A 3,310-nucleotide genomic window follows, 5' to 3' on the forward strand; every position below is an offset into this window, starting at 1 on the left:
AGGCGCAGCAGCCATTCGGCGCGGCCGGTGCCGCGCCCGTCGATCACGGCGGTGACGCGGGCCAGGCCCGTGGCGCGGAGCCGCGCGAAGCGACGGGCCGCCGTGCGGTCGGAGACGCCGAGGACCTCGGCGATCCTGCTGAAGGGCGCCCGCCCGTCGAGGTGAAGCGCGTGCACCAACTGCAGGTCGACCTGGTCGAGCATGACCGATTCCACCCGACGATGGTAGGTCGGTGTCGGATCACGGCGTGTGCAGGGCTCCGTGGGGACGGGGCGGCGGCGGCCGGTGCAGCATCGGCCCATGACACACGACATCCACGGCCTCCACCACGCCGGCATCGTGACCCGCGATCTGGACGCGCTGGAGCGCACCTACATCGCGCTCGGCTTCACCCTGAGCCCCCGTTCCCGGCACCTGCTGAACGAGCGTCCCGGGGAACCGCCGGTCCTGGGGTGCACGGCCAACCGGTGCGCGCTGTTCGGCGGCGCCTACATCGAACTGCTGGGCATCGTCGACGAGTCGGCGCCCGACCCCTGGCACACCAAGGCGATGGTCGACCAGTACGAGGGATTCCGGCTGCTCAACTTCGACACCGGGGACGCCGAGGCCGTCGACCGGCGGCTGACCGGTGCCGGGCTGCGCACCTCCGGCGTCCTGAACCTGGAACGCGACGTCGACACCGAAGACGGGACCCGCACCATGCGGGCGCGCGCCGTGCATCTCGACCCGCGTTCGACCCCCGAGGCCTATGTGGGGATCGCCCAGCACCTCACCCGCCGGTACGTGCACCAGCCGCGTTACCTGCGCCATCCCAACGGCGCGCGGTCCCTGGCGGCGGCGCTGGTCGTGGTCGAGGACTCCGTTCTCGCGGCGGTCACCGCCCGGTACGCCCGCATTCTGCAGACCGCCCCCGAGCGGCAGGGGCCCCGGACGGTACTGGCCCTGGAGGATGGGCGCCTGGAGATCGTCCGGGCCTCGGACGCCGAGGAGGTGCTTCCCGGCGAGCCCGTCCCGGCCGCGTCGTACCCGGCGGCGCTGACCGTCGTGGTCGACGACGTCGCCGCCGCGCGCACGATCGTCGAGGGCGGCGGCCACGCGACGCGCCCGGCCGGCGACGGGTTCTTCGTCTCCGCCCGCGACGCCCACGGCGCCGGCCTGTTCTTCACCGCCGGATGACCGCCGCGTCGCCTTCCGCGGGGCGGGGGAGGCGGACCGGTCCGGTGGCGTTAGTAGGCTTCTGAGCGTGACAGGGAGCAGCTACGAGGACGCCGTCGCCGGTATCAGGGCGCGTGGGGTCGAGTGGGACGTCGACCCCTCGCTGGACCGGATCCGGGACCTGGTCGACATCCTCGGCTCGCCGCAGCGCGCGTACCCGGTGATCCATGTCACGGGGACCAACGGCAAGTCGAGCACCGCGCGGATGATCGACGCCCTTCTCCGTGAGCGTGGTCTGCGGGTCGGGATGTACACCAGTCCCGAGCTGAACACCATGCGCGAGCGGATCGGTGTCGACGGTGAGCCGGTCGGCGCCGAGCGTTTCGCCGAGCTGTACGACGACGTCCTGCCGTACGCCGAGATGGTCGACGCCAAGCATGACGTCAAGGTCTCGTTCTTCGAGATGCTCACCGCGATGGCGTTCGCCGCGTTCGCCGACGCCCCGGTCGACGTCGCCGTGGTCGAGGTCGGCATGGGGGGCGCCTGGGACGCCACCAACGTCGCCGACGGGGCCGTGGCCGTGGTCACGCCGATCGGGCTGGACCACACCGAGTATCTCGGGGACACCATCGAGGCGATCGCGGCGGAGAAGGCCGGGATCATCAAGCCGGAGTCGATCGCGGTCCTCGCGCAGCAGCCCGTCGAGGCCGCCGAGGTGCTCCTGCACCGTGCCACCGAGGTCGGTGCGACCGTCGCGCGCGAGGGCATCGAGTTCGGCGTCCTGCAGCGGGAGCTGGCGGTGGGCGGGCAGCGGGTCCGCCTGCAGGGCCTGCTCGGCACCTACGACGAGGTGTTCCTGCCACTGTTCGGCGACTACCAGGCGAGCAACGCCGCCTGCGCGCTGGCCGCGGTCGAGGCGTTCGCGCGCGGGCGGGCCACCGGTGAGCCGGGCGGTGACGACCGGCTCGACACCGACCTCGTACGCGCGGCGTTCGTCGGCGCGCCCGCGCCCGGGCGGCTGGAGGTCGTGCGGACGGGGCCGACCGTCCTGGTCGACGCGACGCACAACCCGGCCGGTATGGCGGCCACCGTCGCGGCGATCACCGAGGAGTTCGGGTTCACCCGCCTGATCGGGATTCTCGCCGTCATGGCCGACAAGGACGTCCTGGGCGTTCTGGAGGAGCTCGAGCCGATCATCGACGAGTTGATCGTCACGCGTAACTCCTCACCGCGTTCGATGCCGGCGGACGAACTGGCCGTGGTGGCACGCGATGTCTTCGGCGAAGATCGAGTTCATCTGGTGCCCCGGCTGGACGACGCGATCGACCAGGCGATCGGGCTCGCGGACCAGTCGGGAGAGTTCGCCGGGGCCGGAGTGTTGATCACCGGTTCGGTGGCGACGGCGGGCGATGCCCGGCTGCTGATGAAGGCGGCACAATGATCGTTACGGGCCCGGAGTCGCGCGCCGCAAAGGCGGTTCGAGCGTGAGAAGACTGTGTGCCGTCGTCCTCGCCCTTCAGACGGTCGTGACCGCTCTGTCGATTCCGGTGGCGATCTCCGTGGCGCATGCGGACGGCACGACGGCGGGCGTCGTGGGCGGCGTCCTGGCCGTTGCCGGGCTGATCATCGCAGGTCTGCTGCGGTTCCGGTGGGCGTATGTCGCCGGGAGTGTGTTGCAGCTTCTGGTGATAGCCACCGGTTTCGTGGTGACGACGATGTTCTTTCTCGGGATCATATTCGCGGCTCTGTGGACGACGGCGATTTGGCTCGGATGGCGGGTGGAAGGCGCGCCGGCGCGCTAATGTCGGGTTGACTCTTCAGCGTTCCCCGTGGAACAGAATAAAAATTCCAGCGAAGTCGGACATTTAACGAATTCAGTTGGAAACGGGGATGACTCCGGGAGACGCCCAATGACCGATCTTCCCGAAATTCACCCCGAAAGTCGTGAAGTGCAGCGGCGGGATCCGGCCGGCCTTGCAATTCTCCTCATCGTGCTCGTCACCGCGATTCCCGCCGCGGTTCTCGTACTGCCCAACACGGCGTCTTATGTCGTGCCACAGGCCGCCCGCGACCTCGGCCTGTCGGGCGGCGAGGCGGCCGGGTTCGTACGCGCGGCCGGCCTCGCGATGCCGGCGCTCCTGCTGACCGCCCACCT

The 3,310-nt window shown here is 70.4% G+C and carries 5 protein-coding genes; 4 read left to right on the forward strand and 1 reads right to left on the reverse strand.

The annotated features are described in order from the left end of the window. On the reverse strand, window positions 1–215 hold a 215-nt coding region (locus ACFFNX_RS45670), incomplete at its 3' end, for an AsnC family transcriptional regulator (protein WP_378212577.1). Window positions 216–300: 85 nt separating this feature from the next. Between ACFFNX_RS45670 and ACFFNX_RS45675 the strand changes: the two genes are divergently transcribed. The 4 genes from ACFFNX_RS45675 to ACFFNX_RS45690 all read left to right on the forward strand — a co-directional run. Then, a complete protein-coding gene (locus ACFFNX_RS45675; protein WP_378212579.1) occupies window positions 301–1,176 on the forward strand; it encodes a VOC family protein in 876 nt (291 codons plus the stop codon). 67 nt (window positions 1,177–1,243) lie between these two features. Then, on the forward strand, window positions 1,244–2,596 hold the full coding sequence (locus ACFFNX_RS45680; RefSeq protein WP_378212582.1) for a bifunctional folylpolyglutamate synthase/dihydrofolate synthase: 1,353 nt from the start codon (window positions 1,244–1,246) through the stop codon (window positions 2,594–2,596). Window positions 2,597–2,639: 43 nt separating this feature from the next. Next, window positions 2,640–2,957 (forward strand): DUF4233 domain-containing protein, encoded by a 318-nt coding sequence (locus ACFFNX_RS45685; RefSeq protein WP_378212583.1) that lies wholly within the window; start codon window positions 2,640–2,642, stop codon window positions 2,955–2,957. A 108-nt stretch (window positions 2,958–3,065) separates the two neighbouring features. Continuing rightward, window positions 3,066–3,310: hypothetical protein (locus ACFFNX_RS45690; RefSeq protein WP_378212584.1), on the forward strand; the 245-nt coding region annotated here is incomplete at its 3' end.

Source organism: Actinoallomurus acaciae (genome assembly GCF_042429965.1).
Taxonomy (GTDB): domain Bacteria; phylum Actinomycetota; class Actinomycetes; order Streptosporangiales; family Streptosporangiaceae; genus Actinoallomurus; species Actinoallomurus acaciae.